The 19,884-nt window shown below is 70.1% G+C and carries 21 protein-coding genes and 1 pseudogene; 11 read left to right on the top strand and 11 right to left on the bottom strand.

Annotation, left to right across the window (positions count from 1 at the left end):
- The first annotated feature begins 758 nt into the window (after positions 1 to 758).
- Positions 759 to 1,007, top strand: a complete 249-nt coding sequence (locus tag ACGFX9_RS23825) for an alpha/beta fold hydrolase (protein ID WP_393475356.1) — start codon at positions 759 to 761, stop codon at positions 1,005 to 1,007.
- A gap of 200 nt (positions 1,008 to 1,207) precedes the next feature.
- Positions 1,208 to 2,584 (top strand): (2,3-dihydroxybenzoyl)adenylate synthase, encoded by a 1,377-nt coding sequence (locus ACGFX9_RS23820; protein WP_393475354.1) that lies wholly within the window; start codon positions 1,208 to 1,210, stop codon positions 2,582 to 2,584.
- On the opposite strand, the gene ACGFX9_RS23815 is transcribed toward ACGFX9_RS23820, so the two are convergent.
- On the bottom strand, positions 2,565 to 3,083 hold the full coding sequence (locus ACGFX9_RS23815; RefSeq protein ID WP_393475351.1) for an ATP-binding protein: 519 nt from the start codon (positions 3,081 to 3,083) through the stop codon (positions 2,565 to 2,567). The two genes, ACGFX9_RS23820 and ACGFX9_RS23815, sit on opposite strands and share 20 nt — an antisense overlap.
- A gap of 134 nt (positions 3,084 to 3,217) precedes the next feature.
- Positions 3,218 to 5,239 carry a SpoIIE family protein phosphatase gene (locus tag ACGFX9_RS23810; protein ID WP_393475349.1) on the bottom strand — a complete coding sequence of 674 codons (2,022 nt, stop codon included), beginning with the start codon at positions 5,237 to 5,239 and terminating at the stop codon, positions 3,218 to 3,220.
- Between the two features lie 241 nt (positions 5,240 to 5,480).
- Here ACGFX9_RS23810 and ACGFX9_RS23805 point away from each other — a divergent pair, with 241 nt between their 5' ends.
- From ACGFX9_RS23805 to ACGFX9_RS23795, 3 genes are all read left to right on the top strand, one after another.
- Entirely contained in the window at positions 5,481 to 6,227 is a 747-nt protein-coding gene (locus tag ACGFX9_RS23805; protein ID WP_393475346.1) for a hypothetical protein, read from the top strand.
- Positions 6,228 to 6,270: 43 nt separating this feature from the next.
- Positions 6,271 to 6,699, top strand: coding sequence for an SRPBCC family protein (locus ACGFX9_RS23800; protein ID WP_393475343.1), 429 nt, complete (start codon positions 6,271 to 6,273; stop codon positions 6,697 to 6,699).
- A gap of 221 nt (positions 6,700 to 6,920) precedes the next feature.
- A complete protein-coding gene (locus tag ACGFX9_RS23795) occupies positions 6,921 to 7,187 on the top strand; it encodes a GlsB/YeaQ/YmgE family stress response membrane protein (protein ID WP_393475340.1) in 267 nt (88 codons plus the stop codon).
- 20 nt (positions 7,188 to 7,207) lie between these two features.
- On the opposite strand, the gene ACGFX9_RS23790 is transcribed toward ACGFX9_RS23795, so the two are convergent.
- The 3 genes from ACGFX9_RS23790 to ACGFX9_RS23780 form a co-directional block, all read right to left on the bottom strand.
- Positions 7,208 to 8,392: a MalY/PatB family protein gene (locus ACGFX9_RS23790; protein WP_393475337.1), complete on the bottom strand. Its 1,185-nt coding sequence runs from the start codon at positions 8,390 to 8,392 to the stop codon at positions 7,208 to 7,210.
- A gap of 40 nt (positions 8,393 to 8,432) precedes the next feature.
- Positions 8,433 to 9,029 carry an RNA 2',3'-cyclic phosphodiesterase gene (gene thpR / locus ACGFX9_RS23785; RefSeq protein WP_393475334.1) on the bottom strand — a complete coding sequence of 199 codons (597 nt, stop codon included), beginning with the start codon at positions 9,027 to 9,029 and terminating at the stop codon, positions 8,433 to 8,435.
- An 81-nt stretch (positions 9,030 to 9,110) separates the two neighbouring features.
- A complete protein-coding gene (locus ACGFX9_RS23780; protein ID WP_393475331.1) occupies positions 9,111 to 10,442 on the bottom strand; it encodes an aspartate aminotransferase family protein in 1,332 nt (443 codons plus the stop codon).
- Positions 10,443 to 10,529: 87 nt separating this feature from the next.
- Here ACGFX9_RS23780 and ACGFX9_RS23775 point away from each other — a divergent pair, with 87 nt between their 5' ends.
- Positions 10,530 to 11,528 (top strand): LysR substrate-binding domain-containing protein, encoded by a 999-nt coding sequence (locus ACGFX9_RS23775; RefSeq protein ID WP_393475328.1) that lies wholly within the window; start codon positions 10,530 to 10,532, stop codon positions 11,526 to 11,528.
- Here ACGFX9_RS23775 and ACGFX9_RS23770 read toward each other — a convergent pair.
- Entirely contained in the window at positions 11,460 to 12,119 is a 660-nt protein-coding gene (locus ACGFX9_RS23770; protein ID WP_393475326.1) for a TOPRIM nucleotidyl transferase/hydrolase domain-containing protein, read from the bottom strand. The two genes, ACGFX9_RS23775 and ACGFX9_RS23770, sit on opposite strands and share 69 nt — an antisense overlap.
- Positions 12,120 to 12,198: 79 nt before the next feature.
- On the opposite strand from ACGFX9_RS23770, the gene ACGFX9_RS23765 reads away from it, so the two are divergent.
- From ACGFX9_RS23765 to ACGFX9_RS23755, 3 genes and pseudogenes are all read left to right on the top strand, one after another.
- A complete protein-coding gene (locus ACGFX9_RS23765) occupies positions 12,199 to 12,831 on the top strand; it encodes an alpha-ketoglutarate-dependent dioxygenase AlkB (RefSeq protein ID WP_393475323.1) in 633 nt (210 codons plus the stop codon).
- A gap of 105 nt (positions 12,832 to 12,936) precedes the next feature.
- Positions 12,937 to 13,788: a class I SAM-dependent methyltransferase gene (locus tag ACGFX9_RS23760; protein WP_393475320.1), complete on the top strand. Its 852-nt coding sequence runs from the start codon at positions 12,937 to 12,939 to the stop codon at positions 13,786 to 13,788.
- A 170-nt stretch (positions 13,789 to 13,958) separates the two neighbouring features.
- Positions 13,959 to 14,656 (top strand): annotated as a pseudogene (locus ACGFX9_RS23755) (haloacid dehalogenase type II).
- Positions 14,657 to 14,768: 112 nt separating this feature from the next.
- On the opposite strand, the gene ACGFX9_RS23750 reads toward ACGFX9_RS23755, so the two are convergent.
- The gene (locus ACGFX9_RS23750) at positions 14,769 to 15,716 is read right to left on the bottom strand and encodes an NADP-dependent oxidoreductase (protein ID WP_393475425.1); all 948 of its coding nucleotides are present in this window, start codon (positions 15,714 to 15,716) and stop codon (positions 14,769 to 14,771) included.
- Between the two features lie 99 nt (positions 15,717 to 15,815).
- On the opposite strand from ACGFX9_RS23750, the gene ACGFX9_RS23745 reads away from it, so the two are divergent.
- Complete coding sequence (locus ACGFX9_RS23745; RefSeq protein WP_393475317.1) at positions 15,816 to 16,775, top strand: GlxA family transcriptional regulator; 960 nt, start codon at positions 15,816 to 15,818, stop codon at positions 16,773 to 16,775.
- A 143-nt stretch (positions 16,776 to 16,918) separates the two neighbouring features.
- Here the strand turns inward: ACGFX9_RS23745 and ACGFX9_RS23740 are convergent, their stop codons facing one another.
- Positions 16,919 to 17,656: an SDR family oxidoreductase gene (locus ACGFX9_RS23740; protein ID WP_393475314.1), complete on the bottom strand. Its 738-nt coding sequence runs from the start codon at positions 17,654 to 17,656 to the stop codon at positions 16,919 to 16,921.
- 180 nt (positions 17,657 to 17,836) lie between these two features.
- On the opposite strand from ACGFX9_RS23740, the gene ACGFX9_RS23735 reads away from it, so the two are divergent.
- Positions 17,837 to 18,427: a TetR/AcrR family transcriptional regulator gene (locus ACGFX9_RS23735; protein WP_393475311.1), complete on the top strand. Its 591-nt coding sequence runs from the start codon at positions 17,837 to 17,839 to the stop codon at positions 18,425 to 18,427.
- A gap of 7 nt (positions 18,428 to 18,434) precedes the next feature.
- Here ACGFX9_RS23735 and ACGFX9_RS23730 read toward each other — a convergent pair whose 3' ends face one another.
- The 3 genes from ACGFX9_RS23730 to ACGFX9_RS23720 form a co-directional block, all read right to left on the bottom strand.
- The gene (locus ACGFX9_RS23730) at positions 18,435 to 18,635 is read right to left on the bottom strand and encodes a hypothetical protein (RefSeq protein ID WP_393475308.1); all 201 of its coding nucleotides are present in this window, start codon (positions 18,633 to 18,635) and stop codon (positions 18,435 to 18,437) included.
- Between the two features lie 35 nt (positions 18,636 to 18,670).
- A complete protein-coding gene (locus ACGFX9_RS23725) occupies positions 18,671 to 19,129 on the bottom strand; it encodes a hypothetical protein (protein WP_393475305.1) in 459 nt (152 codons plus the stop codon).
- An 85-nt stretch (positions 19,130 to 19,214) separates the two neighbouring features.
- Positions 19,215 to 19,802: a DinB family protein gene (locus ACGFX9_RS23720; RefSeq protein WP_393475302.1), complete on the bottom strand. Its 588-nt coding sequence runs from the start codon at positions 19,800 to 19,802 to the stop codon at positions 19,215 to 19,217.
- Positions 19,803 to 19,884: the final 82 nt, after the last annotated feature.

Below are 19,884 nucleotides of genomic sequence, written 5' to 3'. Positions count from 1 at the left end.
TCGGCGGCCTGGGCGGGCGAGGGGGCCATGGTGAGCAGTGCGGCCGTGGCGCCGGCGGTGGCAAGGCCCGCGACGGAGAGCGAGCGGATGCGGGCAATGCGGGTGGTACCGGTGCTGATGGGCATACGGGAGTGAACCTTTTCCATGGGGGACGTGGCGCGAGGGGCGGCACGATCGAAATGGCGAGGTACTCGCGCTGTCCGATTTCCGGCCCTGCGATGACAGCAATGGTTAGCGGCGTCCGGAATGGGAAGCAAGGATGTGACGTACTACCCGACTACGGATGAATGTCCGCTATGGGCCCGTAGTGGGCATCCACAAGGCGCTTACAGGGCCCAGCGAGCGCCCCGGCCGTCTACTACCGCCCTTAGCGTGTGACGTGGCCCCTATGGGCGGGCTCACAAGAGGCGGGCAAAACGGCTGGCAGAAATGTATCCGTGGGTGTCTTTCCGGACTCTGGGCCGCGAGGCCGCGCCCGCGCCACAGTGGCCCCATGAGTGAATCCACCGAAGCGAAAGTACTGAGGGCGTCGGTCCAGGTCGACGGCGAGACGGCCAGCTACCTGACCGTGGAGCGGGACGGCCCGGTCGTGTTGTTGCTGCACGGAACGTACTGGAGCCGGGTCTGGCTCCCGGTGCTCGGCCGCCTCGCCGAGGCGGGGCTGCGGCCCGTTGCGGTCGATCTCCCCGGGCTCGGGCGTTCGGGAGGGGAGCTCACCCTGGAAGGGGCCACGGTCCCGGCGGGTTCGCCGCTCCTGGTTGGCCCTGGCGGGCGCGGCCGACAGCCGCTACACCCTCGATCTCGTTCCCGCGCTGCGGCGGTCCACGGCGCCCAAATTACTGATCTGGGGCGAGGACGACGCCTTCGAGAAGGTGGAGTACGCCGAGCGGTTCGCCGCCGAGATCCCGCGAACCACGCTCTTGCGTATCCCGGACGCGGGCCACATCCCCACGGAGAACGCACCGGGTCCGATCGCCCGCGCGCTCGCCGACTTCTTCACGGCGTAGAGGCGTAGAGGCGTGGCCGCGTGGCTTTCAGGAGCCGATGGTGAACCGCCGCTGGACGCTCGGCCGTTCCTCCTGGTCAGTGGCTGTCATTGGACCTTCCGCCGAGGGGACCCGGCATCCATGGTCGGGAACGCGCATTGCGTACAGGGGTGTTGGCGGCTTGGAATGCGGTGAAAGTCGGCGCGGCGTTTGGGAAGCGAATGACATCCATGCTCGACGGCTGCACTCCCTGGCCCGAGGAGTTCGTCGACCGCTACTGGTCGGCCGGTCACTGGCGTGGCTACACGCTGGACAACCTGCTGCGTGACTGGTCCCTGGAGTACGGGCCGCGGACCGCGCTCGTGCACGGCGGCACCCGCATCACGTACGCGAACCTGAACCGGCGCGTGGACCGCATGGCCGCCGGATTCCGGCTGCGCGGCCTCCGGCCGCGGCAACGGATCGTCGTCCAGCTGCCGAACGTTCCCGAGTTCGTCATCACCGTGTTCGCGCTGATGCGCGTCGGAGCGGTCCCCGTGTTCTGCCCGCTCTCGCATCGCACGTCCCAGGTCGCCCACGTGGTGCGGGTGACCCAGGCCGCCGGCTACGTCGGTCCCTCGACGTACGAGGGCTTCGACCACACGGCGATGGCCGCGGGCATCGCGGCCCAAGGGCCTTTCCTGCGGCGGGTGTTCACCTTCGAGGCGCCGGGCACCTCGTCCCCGTACGGCGGGATGACGGCAGACGAATCGGGCTGCCACTACTTCCCGCTGGCGTCCATCGACGCGCCGCCCGAGCGGGCGCTCGCCCAGAGCGCAGGCCAAGTGGCGTTCTTCCTGCTCTCCGGCGATACGACGGCGGCGGCGCCCGAGATCATCCCGCGCACCCACAACGACTACGCCTACCAGGCGCGGGCCGCCGCCGAGCTGGTGTCGCTCACCGAGAACGACGTGTATCTCGCCGCCCTGCCCGCGGAGTCGAACTTCACCTTCGGCTGCCCTGGCATCCTCGGCACCCTCTCCGTGGGCGGCACCGTCGTCCTCGTCGAGAACCCGGAACCCGTCGCATGCCTGTCGGCCATCGGACAGGAGCGGGCCACCATCACGTCGGTGGTGCCCGCCGTCGCCGAGCTCTGGCTCGACGTACTCCCCACGGTCCAGGCCGACTTGAGCAGTCTCCGCCTCGTACAGATCGGTGGCGCGCCCCTGCGCCGGGCGACCGCCGAGCGGATAGGCCCCGAATGGGACTGTCGCCTGCAGCAGGCCTTCGGCATGCCTGAGGGGCTGCTCACCCTCACCCGGCCCGCCGACCCGGAGGAGACCGTGCTCACCACGCGGGGCCGCCCGCTCTCGCCCGACGACGAGATCCGCATTGTCGACGCCGACGGCAAGGACGTGCCTGACGGGGAGCCCGGCGAACTCCTCGCCCGCGGTCCCTACACCCTGCGGGGCTACTACCGGGCGCCGGACCTCAACGCGCGCACCTTCACCACTGACGGCTACTTCCGCACCGGCGAGCTCGCCCGGCGCACCGCGGACGGCAGCCTGGTAATAACGGGCGGGCCGGGCGTGTCCACCGCTACCGCACAGGGCGGGTGAGCAGATCGCTCGGGCGCTCGGGCTCCAGCGAGACCAAGGCGGTGATCCGTTTCCCGGACGGTTCCGGCTGGACCGTCAGCTCCTGGGCGATCGCCTTGACGATCTCCAGACCGTGCTGCCCCACCCGCTCCGGATCAGCGGCCCGAGCCATCGGCAGGGCGGCGGCGCTGTCCCAGACCGCGATCTCCACAGCCCCACCGGCGATGCGCAGCCGCAGCCGGATGGGGCCAGGGGCGTACTTCCGGGCATTCGTGACGAGTTCGCTGACCACCAGCTGCATGAGGTCCACCGCACGCTCCGCCGCCGTGAACCCGAGCCTGGCCTGCGCCTGGGCCAGGAACAAGACCGCCAGGTGGCGGGCTTCGGCGATGCAGGTTCCCTCGCCGTCCAGAACGATCGTGGTCTCTGCCGAACCGGTGTCCGGGGTCGAACCGGTGTCCGGGGGCAAACCGGCGTCCGGGTCCCCGCGACTCTCGCCCTCATCGGTTTCCTGAGGCATACGGTCCGCCCTCCTGGCCCCGCCCTCGACTTCCGGAGCATGCAGCCAGCTTTCCCACAGGAAGCGCTGTTTGAAGCCACTTCCGGCGGTGAAAGTCAGCCAGTGGCAGCGGATGCGCCCTTGTCGCGGGGCGCTCAGGTGTCCGGTACGACGAAGTCGCACCAGACAGCCTTGCCCTCACCCCGCGGCTCCACTCCCCAGCGCGACGCGATCGCCTCCACCAGAACCAGTCCACGGCCGGAGGTGGCGGTCTCCCCGGGGGATCTCATGCGGGGGCGGGTGCTGGAGCGGTCCTTCACCCACAGGCGGACGCGGCAGGGCGGCCCGGAAAGTACCTCAAGGGTGAGGATGGCGCCCCCCTCGGTGTGGACCAGGACGTTCACGAGGAGTTCGCCCGCCGCCACCTCGACGTCGTCGGCGACCGCGCCGAGCCCCCACAACGCGAGGTGTTCCCGCAGCGCCGCACGCGCGTCCGCGAGTCCCTCGGGGTCGGCCTGGTGGACGTACCGGTGAATGCGTGGTTCCTGCGGCGTTCCGGGGTCGGGGAGGCGGCGCAGGACCAGGAGCGCCACGTCGTCGCCGGTGCCCCATCGCTCCCACAGGGCGTGCGAGAGGTGGTCCGCCAGGTCCTCGGCACCCTCGGGGCCGGTGCGCAGCACCTCGACGAGGTTGTGGATCCCGGTGTCGACGTCAAGACCCGCGTCCTCCACGAGACCGTCCGTGCACAGCACCATGGTCTCGCCGGGTACGAGGTCGAGCCGTACCTCGGGGTAGTCCTCCATGCCGAAGTCGGTGGCCAGACCCAGGGGAAGGCCGCCCGGAACCCGCGGCACGCCCACTCTGCCGTCCCCATGCCGCACAACAGGCGGCAGATGTCCGGCCCGCACGGCGCGCACGATGCCGGTGGCCGGGTCGAACTGTGCGTAGGTGCAGGTGGCGAACCGCTCGGTGTCCAGCTCGGCCAGGAAGCGGGAGGCACGCGAGAGCACCGTCGCGGGCGGGTGTCCCTCACCGGCGAAGGCCCTGAGGGCGATCCGCAGCTGCCCCATGATGGCCGCGGCGTGGGTGTCGTGTCCTTGTACGTCGCCGACGACCACGCCGATGCGGCCGCGGGGCAAGGTGATGACGTCGTAGAAGTCGCCTCCGACGTCACGGCCGCCCCAGGCCGCGTGATACCGCACGGCGACCTCGCAGTCCGCGACGTCGGGGATGCCGCGCGGCAACATCGTGGCCTGCAGGCTCTTGGCGAGGTCGCGTTCCTCGTCGAAGAGCATGGCGCGCTGGAGCGACTGGGCGACGATGCCGGAGAGACCGATGCAGAGGTTGCGGTCGGCGTCGGTGAACTCCTTGCGGCCCCGGTAGAACAGCGCGAGTCCGCCGATGGCGCGGTCCTGCGCGACCAGGGGCAGGAACGCCGCCGAATCCAGTTTCATGTTCTCGATGTAGGGGCCGAGGTGGGGGAAGCGCCGCGACAGATCGGTCAGCGAGCCCACGAAGCGGGGCTGCCGGGTCATGACAGCCTCGGCCAGCGGCAGTGATTCGTCGGCGTCGTGCAGCTTCAGTTCGTCCAGGACCTTCATCGTCTGGCCCACCAGGGCCATCAGCTTCAGGCTGTCCCCCTCGACCAGACCCAGGACGAGACCGTCGGCGGCGAAGCGGTCGAGACCGCTCGCGCCGGACAGCACGGCCACCACGTCGTCGACCGTGACAGCCCGGGAGAGGGCCTGCGTGGTGCCCTGCACCATCAGGGCGATGCCGTGTCTGCGCTCTTCCCTGGGGTCGATCGCCGCGAGCTCCGCCCCGTCGTTGGACGCCGTCCGCACCAGTCCGACGGCGCGTACCGCCCGGCCGGCGTCGTCGCGCATGATGCGTCCACGGGCGTGGCTGATGTGCAGGGAGCTGTCGCGATGGCGGACGCGGAAGTAGACGCCGTAGTGGTCGGCGCCCGTGGTGGCGGCCTCCGTGACCGCGAGGGTGACGCGCACCATCTCCTCGGGGAGCACGCGTCCCTGCAGTGAGGTCACCCGGCCGTGGAACTCGTCGGGCAGCAGGTCGAACACCGCGAGGGCACCGGCGTCGAGACCGAGCTCACCGCTGTCCAGGTCCCAGTCGAAGCTGCCCACGCCGATCAGAAGCAGGCACTGTTCCAGATCCATATGTGACTTCTTGCCTGATGTCATGGCTGTCTCCGGTATGCCGCTCGGCCACCATAAACGCCAGTCGTCCGGCGCGCGCGACGGCCGTCCCCGAGGGCACCGCGCCCGAACCGGCCCGGAAAGTGGACAACGCCCTTCCGGTGATCCTCCGGAACCAGGGGGTAACCGGGTTGTCCCGCGGCCACGACGCCGCGGTTTCGACCGGGAGGGCGCAGGCGCGTTCCTCAGAAGGGAGACGACGATGCGGGCCAGCAGAACAGTGGCGGCCGCGGTCGCCGGGGCGGCGGTACTGGCTCTGGCGGGGTGCGGTGGCGACAGTGGCGATGACTCGGGCGACAAGCCCTTCGCCGGCAAGAGCGCCGACGAGATAGCCGCCGACGCGGTCAAGGCCACGAAGCAGGCCGAATCCATGCACATGAAGGGGACCGTCCAGCAGTCGGCGGGCTCCCCGCTCACCATCGACCTGTCGGTGGACAAGGACAAGAGCTGTGAAGGCACCATCCGCCAGGCGGGTTCGTCGGCGGATGTGCGGAACACGGGCGAGACGTTCTACCTGCGGGGCGACGAGAAGTACTGGCGCGGCGCCCTCAAGGGCCAGCCCGGCGGCGGCAAGATCGTGCCGAAGGTGGCGGACAAGTGGGTGAAGGCACCCGCGGACGACGCGACCACGAAGAACCTGTGCGACAAGCAGGAACTCACGGCCGCCATGGACAAGGACAAGTCGGAGCGCAAGGGCATGAAGAAGGGCTCGACGTCGGACATCGACGGCACCGAGGCGATCCGGCTGACGAAGAAGACCTCCGGCGGCAAGACCCTCTCGCTGTACGTGGCCACCGAGGGCAAGCCGTACATCCTGCGTACGACGTCGACCGGTGGCAAGGACCCCAACACCGCCACCTTCAGCGACTACGGCAAGCCGGTCAGCCCTGAGAAGCCCGCGCCCGGCGACACGGTCGACCTCAAGGAACTCGCCGCATCCGGCGCGTAGGCGCGCCTCCATGGCCACATCCCCGTACAGAAAAGAGGTGTGCATGTCCGCGTCACTGCTCGAGTCCGTCGATCTTCAGGCGCCTGTCTCCGTTGCCTGGGGCCTGTGGAGCGACGTGACCCGCTGGCCCTCCTTTCTCAGCCACGTCCGGCTGGTCGAGCCGATGGACGCCCGACGCTTCGCGTGGCAGCTGGAACTGCCCGGTGCGGACAAGAACTTCGTCGCCGAGCTCACCGAAGTCGTGCCCGAGGACCGGATCGCCTGGCACACCATCGAGGGTGTGGACCACGCGGGCGTGGTGACCTTTCACCGCCTCAGTGACACGACGAGCCGAGTGACGCTCCAGATCGAGTACGACCCGAAGGGCTTCCTGGAACACCTCGGAGCACTCACCAACCTCGACTCCACTCTGGCCAACTACGACCTGGGTGAGTTCCAGAAGCTCGCCGAGAAGACGGCGGCGGCGCGCTAGTACCGCGTAGCCCCGCGACGCACCACCGCGCCCGCCCTTCTGAGGGCGGGCGCGGTCGTCGCTGTCTCCGGCCCCATCGGCCGCCTTCGGCCGTCAGAAGGAAAGACCTTCGTCCCGCGACTGATGACCTTGGTCCCGTGTGAGACATCCTCCTACGGAGAGTTCTCCAGTGTCGGACGGCAGATCCATCGCCGACGTACACAAAGGAAAGGAACAAGCTCGTGGGCATCATCGCCTGGATCCTGATCGGTCTCATCGCGGGGGCCATCGCCAAGGCCCTCACTCCCGGCAAGGACCCGGGCGGCTGCCTGGTGACGATGCTGATCGGCATCGTGGGCGGCCTGCTCGGCGGCTGGCTGGGCAAGGTGATCTTCGGCGTCCACTCGATCAACGGGTTCTTCCACCTGTCGACCTGGATCGCCGCGATCGTCGGCTCCGTGATCGTTCTGTTCATCTACCGCCTGCTCACGGGGCATCGGTCCCGCTGAACTCCCGCTGGCCGGTTCGATCAGGTCATGGCCGATGCCATCCGCCGGACCGCTTCGGTGATCACTTCCGGCGCGGTCGCCAGGTTGAGGCGGACGAAGCCCTCCCCGCCCGTTCCGAAGTCGCTCCCGGAGCTGAGAGCGACCCGGCCGCGCCGCAGGAAGACCTCGGCCGGGTCGCTGCCGAGGCCCAGTCCCCGGCAGTCGAGCCAGGCCAGGAAGGTGCCCTGCGAGGGCGCGTAGGCGATCTGCGGGAGGTGCTCGGCCAGCAGAGCGGCCAGCAGCCGGCGGTTGTCGTCGAGACCGGAGAGCAGCGCGTCGAGCCAGGGACCGCCGTCCCGCAGCGCGGCCGTGTGGGCGATGACGCCGAGATGGCTGGGGCCGTGGCCGACCTCTTCGGGGGTGCGGGCCAGGTCGTCGGCGGCCTCGGGCCCCGCGACGGCGAGGGCGGCCTTGAGTCCGGCCAGGTTCCAGGCCTTCGACGCCGACATCAGGGACAGTCCGTTCTCCGCTCCGGGCAGGCTCAGGAAGGGGACGAAGGAGGCGCCCGCCGCCGTGATCGGGGCGTGGATCTCGTCGGCCACGACGCGTACGCCGTGCTCGCGGGCCAGCCGCGCGACCCGTGTCAGCTCGGCGGCAGTGTGCACGGTCCCGGTCGGATTGTGGGGACTGCACAGCAGGAACACCGGGCGTTTCGCTCCCCGCGCGGACCGCCGGAAGGCGTCCTCCAGGGCGTCGCAGTCGATCCGCAGGTCGGGCCCGAGGGGTGCCTCGACCACCGGCCGGTCCAGGTTCCCCACGAACGGGTAGAAGGGCGGGTAGACGGGACAGTTGACGATGACGGGGTCGCCCGGCGCGGAGAGAAGCTTGAGCATCTCGACGATGCCGAGCATCACGTCGGGCACGATCGTCGTGCGCTCGACGGCAAGCCCGTCCCAGCTCCACCGTTTGCGGGCGAACCCGGCCAGCGCCTCGGCGTAGGCCGTCCCGGCGGGATATCCGGTGTCGCCGAGGGACACGGCTTCGGTGATCGCCTCGGCGACAGGCTCGGCGAGCGGGACATCCATCTCGGCCACCCACAACGGCAGCACGTCCGGCGGATAGGTCCGCCATTTCATGCTCGTACGCCGTCGCAGCTGTTCCAACGAGAGCCGGCGCAACGGATTCGCGCCGTCCCGCGCGAGGAGATCGTGCGGCACATTGTCCATACGTCGACGGTAAGCGGGGCCGCGCGTTTCGCGTCCTGCGTCACCCGGTCAGGTGGCTCGGCCCGCCGAAGTTCCACGCGTCGATGTCGCGGTAGCGGACGGGCCCCCGGCCGCCGCCTGCGGTGCCCGCGACCAGATGCAGACGCTCCGCCTGCCAGGGGCGGCCGGTGAACCCGAGGAGCCCGTCGGCGGTCTTCACCACGCACGACGGGGTGTCCCTGCGGGCACGGGCCAGCGTCAGGTGCGGGCGGAACGGCCGGTCCGCGGGAGCGGCACCGCAGTCATCGGCGGCCGCACGTACCTCGGTGGCCAGCAGATGCAGCTCTTCGAGGTCTCCGTCGACTCCGCTCCACACCACGCGCTCGTCGAAGTGCCCGCCACCGCGCAGCGCCAACGTCAGGGGTCTGCGGGCGGCCGCGATCCTCGCGAGCCGCGGGCGCAGGAGCGGAAGGACGGTGCCGGGGACCTCGCCGAGGAACGCGAGGGTGATGTGCCAATCCTCGATACGGTTCCACCGCATACGTGGATGGGTGTCATAGGCGGGGCGAAGTGCCTGCTCCAGTTCCTGCTTCGCCTCGTCGGGAGGGGCGAGAGCGATGAACACACGGACGCTCGCGGACTGAATCTGTTCGTTCACAGGAGACTTCGTACCGCATCCGGGCGGTGCCACTCCCCGGGGGCCCTGGGGAGTGGCCTCCCGGCGGTCCTCCCGGCGTACTCAGAGTCCGGCGCAGGCGTCGCCGATCGCCTTGTCCAGGATCCCCAGGCCGAGCGCCAGCTCGTCCTCGGTGGCGGTCAGCGGTGGCGCGATGCGGAAGACCCCGCCCATGCCGGCGAGCTGGACGATGTTCATGTGCAGGCCGAGTTCGAGGCAGCGCCGGGTGACCCGCGCGCCCAGTTCGTCCGAGCTCCGCTTCGTCTCGCGGTCGACGACGAGTTCGAGTCCGGCCAGCAGGCCCCGCCCGCGGATGTCGCCGACGACCTCGTGGCGCGCGGCGATGTCCTCCAGGCCGCGGCGCAGGAACGCCCCGAGTGACAGCGCGCGCTCGTCGAGGCGGTCGCGGGTCAGGACGTCGAGGACCGTGTTGCCGACCGCGGCGACGAGCGGGTCCGCGACGTGCGTGGTGAAGAACAGGAACCCACGCTCGTACGCCTCCTGCTCGATCTCCGCGGTGGTGATCACGGCCGCGAGGGGCAGTCCGGCGCCGAGCGTCTTGGACAGGGTGAGGATGTCGGGGACCACGCCGTCGCGCTCGAACGCGTACCAGGTCCCGGTGCGGCAGAGGCCGGTCTGGGCCTCGTCGAGGATCAGCAGCATGCCGCGTTCCCGGCACTTGGCCTGCAAGGCGGCGAAATACCCGACCGGCGGCTCGATGATCCCGCCCGAGCTGAGGATGGGTTCGACGAGGCATGCGGCCAGGCTGCCCGTCGACTGGGCGTCGATCAGGTCGAAGGCGAAGTCGAGCTGCCGCCGCCAGTCGTGCGAGCCGTCGGCCGCGGTGAAGTCGGGCCGGTACGCGTTCGGCACGGGAATGGCGAAGTTGCCGGGTGCGCCCGGGCCGTAACCCTTGCGTCCGGCGCTGTAGGTGGCGGAGGCCGCCGCCTGCGTCATGCCGTGCCAGGACCGGGCGAACGAGACGATCTCGTGCTTGCCGGTGACGAGCTTGGCCATCCTGATGGCGGCTTCGTTCGACTCGGCGCCGGTGGTCAGCAGCAGCGCCTTCTCCAGCGGGGCGGGCAGAGTCCCGGTCAGCCGCCGGGCGAGGTCGACCACCGGGCGGCTGAGCATGCCGCTGTAGAGGTGGTCGAGGGTCGCGACCTGCCGCTGGACGGTCGCGACGATCTCGGGGTGCGAGTGGCCGAGGATCGCGCTCATCTGGCCGGAGGTGAAGTCGAGGATCTTCCTGCCGTCCGCGGTGAAGAGGAAGCTTCCCTCGGCACGGTCGATGATCTCGTGGGTGAACTCGCCGCCGTAGCGCACCAGATGATTCCGGGCGTCGGCCCAGAAGTTCTCGGTGGACGGCGGGGTGGTGGTCGTCGAAGCAGCCATGTCCTCGACGGTAGGGCGCGCGCGAGCGACACGTCCATCGCACATTTCTGGCCGCCCTGTTCGGCAGAACCGTACAAGAATGGGGGCATGATGAACCCCTGGAGGCTGCGTCTGCTGAGCCAGCTCGACACGCTCGGCACTGTCAGGGCGGTCGCACAAGCCGCCAATCTCAGCCCGTCGAGCGTGTCCCAGCAGCTCGCCGTACTCGAGAGCGAGACGCGCACACAGCTGCTCGAACGCACGGGCCGCCGGGTGCGGCTCACCTCGGCCGGGCTGATCCTCGCGCGGCGGGCGCGGGCGATCCTCGACCACATGGACGGCGTCGAGGCGGAGCTGCGCGGGTTCGGCGATGAACCGTCGGGTCTGGTGCGCCTTGGCGCGTTCCAGAGCGCCATCCACACCATGGCCGTACCCGCGGTGAGCCGGCTGGCGCGCGCGTATCCGCACCTCGACGTCGAGCTGCTCGAACTGGAGCCGCACGCGAGCATGCCCGCGCTGAAGGTCGGTGACGTGGACATCATCATCACGACATCGGACTTCGACGAACTTCCTCTGGGGCCGGACATCGACCTCGTGCCGCTGGCCACGGACCCGGTTCTGCTGGTGGTCCCGCCCGAGCATCCCGCGGCCGGGCGCGGCGCCGTGGACCTCGCGGCCTATGCCGACGACGCATGGACGTTCGACATTCCGCAGTCGTACATGGCGAATCTCGCGCTGCGTCTGTGCCGTCAAGCGCGGTTCGAGCCGCGGGTGGTGTGCCGGTTCAGCAACTACATGATGGCTCTGCAGCACGTCGAGGCCGGTCTTTCGATCACGCTGCTGCCCGGCCTGGCGGTCGACAGCCGCTATCGCGTCGCCACCAGGGAGCTCGCGAGCCCCGTCACCCGCACCATCACCGCGGCCCTGCGTCGCGGCTCACCCCCTCGCGCGGCGGTGCGCGTGGTGCTCGACGCGCTGCGGCACGACGCGGATCTGCCGCTGCCGGGGCGTGCGCCCTCCGGCGCTCCCGCCGCGTCCTCAGACGTGCGCGAGGAGGGCCTCCAGGGGGCGCGGCACCCTGGCGAGATCGAGATGCTCGACGAGTGAGCGCGCGTACTGCGACTTGCGGCCGCTGTGGGTGCCCATGAACCGCCTGAGCTGCCGTTCGACGCTCCGGTCCCGTTGGGCGGGCTGCTTCTGGAAGGTACGGAACTTCCTCAACTCGCCTTGTGCGCCGATGACTCCCTGCACCGCGTAAGCACCAAGGCCGCGGATCAGCTCGTCTTCCAGGTCCGCGTCACAGACGTAGAAACCAAGTTCCTCCATGCCGGCGCGAGTGGGCCGGGGACGGATGCCCGCACGTTCGAGAACGCGGCGGAAGTAGTGCTCCTCCCCCGCGTCGCACAGACCGGCGACGGGGACGTCGAGCCCGCCGGGGCCGCACAGGTCGAGGAACCTGCCGATGCTCATGGCTCCGCCGAGCGGCAGGATCGAGACGCCCTCCGCGTCGAGCCTGCGTCCATGGCGCAGGGCCAGCGCCTCCAGCGCCACGAGATCGCTGTCGCCCTCGACCAGCACGACCGTGCGCACGCCGGCCTCGACGGCTCGCTCACGGGCCACATCGGCGGCGGATCCACCGCCCCCTCCGCCCGCCGCCCACGCCACGGCCGCCCGACGAAAACGCATCGCCTCATCCACCCCCGCAGTGTCGCAGCACCGATCAGCCACCGTCATTCGAATTAGCTCACGCGTTCGAATCACGAGTACACTCGGTTTCATGGCAACGCACCAGCTCCAGGGATCACTCTTCGATCAGTGCGACGACGTGCGCCTGAGCCCGCTGGACGGGGTCCGCAGGACGGTCCTCGGCGACGGGGCCTGGATCGACCTTCTGCCGGGCTGGCTCAGCGGCGCCGACGTTCTGTTCGAGCGTCTCGCCGCCGACGTCCCGTGGAAGGCGGAGCGCCGCCAGATGTACGAGAGGGTCGTCGACGTGCCACGCCTGCTCGCCTTCTACCGGGCGGGCGAAACGCTGCCGCATCCCGTCCTCGACGAGGCGCGCGGGGCCCTCTCCACGTACTACGCCGCCGAGCTCGGCGAGGCGTTCACGACGGCCGGGCTCTGCCACTACCGGGACGGGCGCGACAGCGTGGCCTGGCACGGTGACCGCATCGGCCGGGGCGCCCGCGAGGACACGATGGTCGCCATCCTCTCCGTGGGAGCACCCCGCGACCTGCTGCTCCGCCCGCGCCACGGCGGCGGCAGGACCGTCCGCCGTCCGCTAGGACACGGCGACCTGATCGTGATGGGCGGCTCCTGCCAGCGCACCTGGGAACACGCCATCCCCAAGTCGGCCCGGGCCGCCGGGGGACGCATCAGCATCCAGTTCCGGCCGCACGGGGTGCAGTAGCCGGTGACTCCGGCCCGGGGGCGGGGCAAGGGCGGGGGCGGGGCAAGGGCAAGGGCGGGGGAAATGACCGCACCGAGGTCGGCGAAATCGGGTCTACTGGCGGAGATGGGAGACACGCCTGAGGGATGGCAGTGGGATCGCACCCTCTTCCAGGGAAGTGCGGCCCACTATGAACGCGGCCGACTGCCGTACGCCCCCGGAGTCGCGGGAGCACTGGCCACAGCCCTCGGCCTCGACGGCCGGGGCCGGCTCCTCGACGTCGGCTGCGGGCCCGGCACCGTACTGCTCACCCTGGCCCGGTTCTTCACCGAGGCCGTCGGCGTCGACCCTGACGAGGACATGCTGGCCGAGGCCGAGCGCCGGGCCGCGCTACGCGGGGTGGGCAACGCGCGCTGGGTGGCCGCACGTGCCGAGGAGCTCCCGGCGGGCCTGGGTGAGTTCCGGGTCGTGGTGTTCGCCCAGTCGTTCCACTGGACGGACCGGGATCGGGTAGCCGCCACTGTGCGGGAGATGCTGGCGCCGGGAGGCGCGTTCGTCCACATCAGCGACCTCAAGGATCCGCCCGCCGGACCGGCACCACTGCCGCTGCCCCCTCCTCCGTACGCGCGGATCGGCGATCTGGTGCGTCGCTACCTGGGCCCGGTGCGCCGCGCGGGGCAGGGAACGCTCGCCAACGGCACGCCGAACCGGGAGGACCTCGTCCTTGCGCGGGCCGGGTTCGTGAACTTCGAACGACACGTGGTGCCGCCCGCCGAGGAAGTGGCCACCCGCACCGCCGACGACCTTGCGGCATGGGTGTTCTCCCGCTCCGACTCCGCGCCGCACCTGTTCGGCGAGAGGCTGGGGGACTTCGAACGGGACCTGCGTGAGGTACTGCGGCAGGCGTCGCCCGACAACCGCTTCGCGGAGCGCGTTCCACCGACCGAGATCATGACCTGGCGCAAGCCGGCACGGTAGGCGGCAGTACGCCGATCCACCGGAAGCCGCATCGCGCGGCCTTTCGGAGCCTCAGCTCAATGACCCTGACCTTGACCTTGACCTCGGCCTTGACCTTGGTCTGCGAGCCCTGTCACGATATACCGTTCGGTTTAGTAATCGACGCCGTGCCCGTGCGACAGGAGTTCGCCATGGCCTCTCCCCGCGACATCGACGCCGTGGTCTTCGACATCCTCGGAACGCTCGTGGACGAACCCGGCGGGCTCGTCGCCGGATCCGGGCCGCTGCCCCGCAAACCGACGAAGCGCTCGCGGCCGAACTGCTCAAGATCTGGCAGGACCACGTCGAGGTCGAACAACAGCGCATCCACGATGGCCTCCGCCCCTACGCGAACAGCGAGGTCATCGACCGTGAGGCCGCGCAGTTGGTCGCCGACCGGGCGGGGCTCACCGACCCGGCGGTGATCGAGACCCTGACGCGCGCGGGACAACGGTTGCCGCCCTGGCCCGATTCCCTCGCGGGCATGGACCGGCTCGCCCGAAGCCGCCCCCTCATCGGCCTGTCGAACGCCGGCCGCTCGGCCCTGCTGCGCATCAACTCCTATGCCGGCCTGCGCTGGCACCAGGCCCTGTCCGCCGAGGCCGCCCAGGCGTACAAGCCCGCCCAGCGGGTCTATCAACTGGCGGTCGACACCGCCGCGCGTCCGCCCGAGCGGCTGCTCATGGTCGCGGCGCACGCCTGGGATCTGCGCGCGGCGCAGGCACTCGGCATGCGCACCGCCTATGTCCACCGGCCGGTCGGCGACCCGCCCGCACCCGAGGACTCCTTCGACTGGCACACCGAGGGACTCGACGAGCTCGCGGCGATCCTGGAGACGGGGAGCCGGTGAGGCGCATCCACCGCAGGACGTCGGTGCGTAAGGGCATCGCCGCCCCGCCAGGCGCCGGTGAGCGGAGACGAAATCCGCTGACCCGCTGGCCCACGGCCCGCCCCCGGCGCGCCTACTCCTGCCCGTCCTCCTGGACCACCAGCACGATCTTCCCTGTCGTGCGGTCGGTCTCGCCCAGCGCGTGGGCCTTGGCCGCCTCCGCCAGCGGGAAGGTCGCTTCGATGTGCGCGCGCAGTGCGCCCGCCTCGACGAGGTCGGCGATCGCGTTCATACCGGCATGGTCCGCCTCGACCAGGAGGGTCTCGACGCGGACGCCGCGCTCCGCGGCCTTCGCCGCCTCGTCGGGGTCGGTGCCCGGCAGGAGGGAGACGAGGGTTCCGCCGGGTCGCAGTACGTTCAGGGAGCGGGCCCGGGTGTCGCCGGAGATTGGGTCGAGGACCGCGTCGATGTCGGTGAGGGTCTCCGCGAAGTCGACGGTGCGGTAGTCGATGACCTCGTCCGCGCCGAGCTTGCGTACGAAGTCGTGCTTGGGCGCACTCGCCGTTCCGATGACGTACGCGCCGCGGGCCTTGGCGATCTGGACGGCGAGGTGTCCGACACCCCCGGCGGCCGCATGAATGAGGACCCGCTGGCCTGCCTGGACGCCGGCCGTGTCGACGAGCGCCTGATAGGCGGTGAGCGCGGCCAGCGGCAGGGCGCCCGCCTGAATGTGGTCGACACCCTTCGGCTTGTGCGCGAAGGCCCTGGCCGGGCCGGTCGCGTACTCGGCGTGCGAGCCGACTCCGAACGGGTAGGGCAGCATGCCGAAGACCTCGTCGCCGGGCTTGAAGAGGGTGACTCCGTAACCGACCTCCTCGACGACTCCCGAGACGTCCCAGCCGAGGATCAGCGGCAGACGGTCGACGAAGAGGCCGCCGGTCCGGTGCTTCCAGTCGGTCGGATTGACTCCCGCCGCGTGTACGGCGACCAGGATCTGGCTCGGTCCCGGAGCGGGCCTGGGGATCACGACCTCCCTCAGTACGTCAGGGGTTCCGTGAGTGTCCTGGCTGATGGCGCGCATGGTGGCGGTGTTCGCGGTGGTGTTCGTCATGTGTCAAGGATCGCTGTCGTACCGACACCCGGCCATGGCATGATTGCCATCTTTCGAAGGGATCCTGCCATGGGTAGCGCACACCGTGTCGTCGTACTGGCCCTGGAGGGGGTGTACCCCTTCGAACTGGGCATCCCCAGCCGCGTATTCGGGTCGACGGACGGCCTCTACGAGGTCCTGACCTGCACGGTCGACGGTCGCCCCGTACGCACCAACTCCGACTTCTCGATCAGCGTCGACCACGGTCCCGACATCCTGCGTACCGCCGACACCGTGGTCATCCCGCCCTTCGACACCTCCCTGATCGCCCCGCGACCACCGGATGCCGTAGCGGAAGCCGTCGCCTCCATCACTCCCGGCACCCGCACCGTCTCCATCTGCACCGGGGCCTTCGTCCTGGCGGCCGCCGGTGTCCTCGACGGTCGCCGGGCCACCACGCACTGGGCGCTCGCGGACGTCTTCCGTCAGTGGTTCCCGCAGGTGGCGCTCGATCCGGACGTCCTGTTCATCGACGACGGGGACGTGCTGACCTCGGCGGGTGCCGCTTCGGGGATCGACGTCTGTCTGCACCTCGTACGCGAGGACCACGGCACCGAGGTGGCCAACCGAGTGGCCCGCGCCTGCGTGGTCCCGCCGTGGCGGGAAGGCGGACAGGCGCAGTACATCGAGCGGCCGGTGCCGCACGCCCCGTCGAACAGCACGGCACGCGCCCGCCACTGGGCTCTGGAACACCTGCGCGAGCCCCTCACCCAGGCCGACCTCGCCGAGCAGGCCCGGATGAGCCTGCGCACCTTCGCCCGCCGCTTCAACGAGGAGGTGGGCATGAGCCCGGGACGCTGGCTGATCCAGCAGCGGGTGACCCGGGCACGGCACCTGCTGGAGACCACGGACCTGCCGGTGGACGAGATCGCAGGCGAGGTCGGTTTCGTCACCGGCACGTCCTTGCGTCAGCATCTGCACGCCGCCATCGGCGTGTCACCGCTGGCGTACAGGCGCACATTCCGCGGCGCGCCTTCACCGGTTCGCTGAGTACGAGGATCGACCCGGGCACGTGGGCGGGCAGGCGTCCTTCGGCCTTGCCCTCGCCCTCACGCTCACCCTCGGCCTCACGCTCACCCTCGACCCTCCACCTCCGGTCGAGGTCGAGACATCACTCGATGGGCCCAGCGGCGTCAGTTCTGCGCGGTGGGGCGGACGACGATGTCGCCCACGTCGACACCATCCGGCTGCTCGACGGCGAAGGCGATGGCTCGGGCCACCGCTTCCGGCGGGATCGCGATCTTGTCCCTCCGCTCGATGATCTGAGCCTTGACCTCAGGGTTCGACATGGATTCCGCGAAGTCCGTGTGGACGAAGCCCGGCGAGACGATGGTTACGCGCAGGCTGTCGCCGGCCTCTTGGCGCAGACCCTCAGAGACGGCGCGGACGGCGTTCTTCGTGCCCGCGTACACCCCCATGAGCGGCGAGATGCTCAGCCCGGCGACGGACGCGGTGTTGACGAAGTGCCCGAAGCCCTGCTGCCGGAAAACGGGCAGGGCGGCGGCGATTCCGTACAGCACGCCTTTGAGATTGACGTCGATCATCTCCTCCCAGTCCTCCACGCGAAGCTCGTCCAGGGGGGAGATCGGGCCGACCCCCGCGTTGCTGACGAGGACGTCGAGCTTGCCGAACCGGTCACGTGCCAGCGTGACGAGACCGGCGAGGTCCTCGCGCCGCTTCACGTCCGTGCGGATCCAGGCGGCTTCTCCACCGGCCTTGACGACGCGGTCGGCCAGGGCTTCGAGCCGGTCGGGACGTCGCGCCCCGAGGACGATCTTGGCGCCGCGCTCGGCCAGCAGAAGCGCGGTCGCCTCGCCTATGCCACTGCTGGCGCCGGTGATCGCCACGACTTTGCCTTCGATTCCCAACATGGGCGGTACCTTCCGAACGATGAACGATGAACGAGGAACGGGAAATGAGGGCATGAGGGCATGACGGGCAGGGCAGGCCATGCCCGTCATGCCCTAAACTGAAAGTGGGGGCGCCTCCACTTCATTCAGGGTAAGTGGAGACACCCCCACTTAGCAATGGGTGTCGAGGGGAGACGACTGATGGCACGTGCCGAAGAGCGGCCGTTGAGGGCTGACGCACAGCGCAACCGGGACAAGATCTTGTCCGCCGCGGCGCGGGTGTTCGCCGAGGAGGGCCTCGACGCGCACTTCGAGCGCATCGCCAAGGAGGCCGGGGTGGGAAGCGGCACCCTGTACCGGAACTTCCCCACGCGCGAGGCGCTGATCGAAGCGGCCTACCGCAACGAGGTGGCCCGGTTGTGCGAGGCGGTCCCCGGCCTCCTGGAGACCATGCCGCCCGATGAGGCCCTGCGTGCGTGGACGCGTGGCTTCATCGACTACGCCACGGCCAAGCTCGGCATGGCCGACGCCCTGCGGGCCGTCGTCGCCGCCGGGTCCAATCCGTACGCCGAGAGCCACGAGATGATCCAGGCCGCCCTGTCCTCCCTCATGGACGCCTGCACAGCCGCCGGCACCATCCGGTCCGACATCAGCTCGACCGACATGTTCGCGGCTCTCGCCGGCATCGCCCTCACATCGGCAAGGCCCGAGCAGCGCGCGCAGGCCGAGCGTCTGCTCGACCTCACCCTGGACGGGCTCCGGTCCACGCCTCCGCGGCAGCCTGCGGGATGACGGCTGCTCAGGTCGCCTTCTGACCGGTGGTGGTCAGGGCGCTTCGCGCGGCGGCGCGCGCGGCGAGCAGCTTCCGCGCGGGCCGGATCGCGCCGCGTACGCCCACGGGCCCCGCTTCGCCCCGCGCGAAATGCCCGGCGGGGATGTGGCCGCGTTTGGCGGCTGGCCCTGCCGCGGAGAGCAGCTCAGGCGTATTCGATGCCGACATCGAGTTCGTCAGCCCCACCGAACTCAACGACGCCTTCACGCACTTGGTCCGCCGCTACTTCGACGCCGCCCCCGACGAACCCCCGCCGACCGCTCCGGAAGCCTCGTGATCGCCGCGGCCACCGCGAACCCGAGTGTGACACCGGCACCCGCGGCGATGGTCTCGGCCCACGCCGCGTCGAGGGAGTCGGGCAGGACGGCATGGGTGACCCGGCTCGCCCCCAACAGAGCGGCCAGTGCGGCCAATGCGGCCGGCCAGCGGTGCCGTACCCCTCCGATGATGTCGTCGCCGACATGGAAGAGGAGCATCACCGCCATGACGGTGGAGCCGCCGAAACCATCGTCCCAACCGAGGGCGGTAATGCCCGCCCCGAAGACGAGCGCCGCCAGCCAGAGCGCCAACAGCCGTCGTGTGGGGGTGGGTTGCCTCCGGTCGGCGCCACGCGGGAGCCAGAAGGACCGCGTGACGCGCTGGACGAGCGTGTACTTCTCCATGCTCCGCGCCCCGTTCCCCCGTGGCCGACCACTGCCGGCGCTCAGTAACCTGTGACTCCCGCGAGCGCGCCGCGGTTGCGTGCTTTCACTTCCCGGCTTCTTGGGCGGCGCGCTCCAGTCGGCTCCGGTGGTCCTTCCACCACTCCGCGCCGCCCGTCGCCATGCTGTCGTTGCCCTTGTTCATGCCCACGGCCCCGTCCACGAGCTCTCGGACGATGTCGGCGTGCCCGGCGTGGCGGTGGGTGTCGGCGATCACGCGTACGACGGCATGATGCAGCGTCATCTCGTCTCTGCTGCTCGGCCACCACGGCACCCTGCCGACCGTCTCCAGCGCCAGTGCCTCGATCGTCGAGTCCGAGTGCGCCCACGACCGGCGGTAGAGATCCACGATGTACTCGCGTGACTCGTCGGCGGTGGCCCACATATCCGCGTTGGCCTCAGCACCGTCCTCCAGCCAGGGCAACAGCTGCCCGGACGGCCGCCCGAAGGTGTCACCGAGGTAGCCGAACTCCACGCCGGCCACGTGTTTCACCAGGCCCAGAAGGTTCGTGCCGGTCGGCGTCAGCGGGCGTCGGCCGTCGTATTCGGAGAGCCCTTCGAGCTTCCACAGCAGGGCGTCGCGGGCGGACTGCAGGTAGTGGCGAAGGTCAGCCTTGAGATCCGGTTCGGTCATGGAGCCAGTCTGCGTCCCACGCGATCTCTGTTCACCGCATTTTCCTGTCGGATCGCGCGAGGCGGAGATCCCACGGAACACC

Origin of the sequence: Streptomyces sp. NPDC048436 (genome assembly GCF_043200355.1) — a bacterium.
In the GTDB taxonomy this organism is placed as follows: Bacteria; Actinomycetota; Actinomycetes; order Streptomycetales; family Streptomycetaceae; genus Streptomyces.
This window is presented reverse-complemented; position numbering and strand designations above follow the sequence as displayed.